1 protein-coding gene is annotated in these 868 nt (G+C 68.4%); it reads right to left on the reverse strand.

What is annotated here, in order from left to right:
- On the reverse strand, positions 1 to 868 hold an 868-nt coding region (locus IEY87_RS45310; RefSeq protein WP_189145103.1), incomplete at both ends, for an RNA-guided endonuclease InsQ/TnpB family protein.

An 868-nucleotide genomic window follows, 5' to 3' on the forward strand; every position in this document is an offset into this window, starting at 1 on the left:
GGTTCAGGCCCCGCTTCTGGGCGACGTTGACCCCCGGCTGCCGCACGGTCCCAGACGCCGAGGCCATCATGTTGGTGATCTTCAGGTCTTCGACCACGATCGCGCTGAACCGCCGCGCGAGGCCGGTCGTGATCTGATGCTGCCAGTCGACGGCTCGGCGCTTGGCTGTCGCGCGGAGCCGGGCGATCTGATCGTAGGTGCGGCGTTCCCGGTTGGAGACCGGGTTGCCTTTGCCGCGGGTGGCACGCTGACGGGCGCTTTTGCGTTCCAATCGCAGGAGCCGCCCGCTCTGCCCGCTGCTCAGCCACGGGCCGTGGCGAAGGTGTTCCCCGTTGGAGAGGGCGAGGGGGACCGTGATGCCCCGGTCCATGCCGGCCTTCGGGCCGGTGTGCGATACGGGCGCCGACAGGAGCGGCTCGATGCGGAAGACGATGTTCCACCCGTGGGCTTCTTTCACCAGGCGAGCCCCGGTGACCCTGCCGCAGGGCCCGCCCTTGGTGACGCCGGGCAGGTCTTTTGTCCACCGGAACTTCACTCGTCCGACCTTGGGCAGGTTCACCGCACCCCACCTGCGGTTGATCCGGGTGATCTGCAGGTCGCGGGCCTGGGGGACGTCCACGGCCATCCGGGACCGGAACCGGCCCTTGAACGTCGGGGGCTTGGCCGGGTGGTCGGGGTTGAAGAAGTTCGCCCACGCCTGCCGGTAGGTCTTCAGTACCGCTTGGGCGGCCTGTGCGGGGAGTTGTCCCATCCACTCGATCTCGTGGCGGGCTTGGCGGATCGCCGCGTCGCACTCCTTCAGTGTCGCGAACCGGCTCTGGCGGAAGGTCGTGAACTCATGGAGCAGATTCCACAAGACGCGCGCGGT

Source organism: Nonomuraea glycinis (genome assembly GCF_014646515.1).
Taxonomy (GTDB): Bacteria; Actinomycetota; Actinomycetes; order Streptosporangiales; family Streptosporangiaceae; genus Nonomuraea; species Nonomuraea glycinis.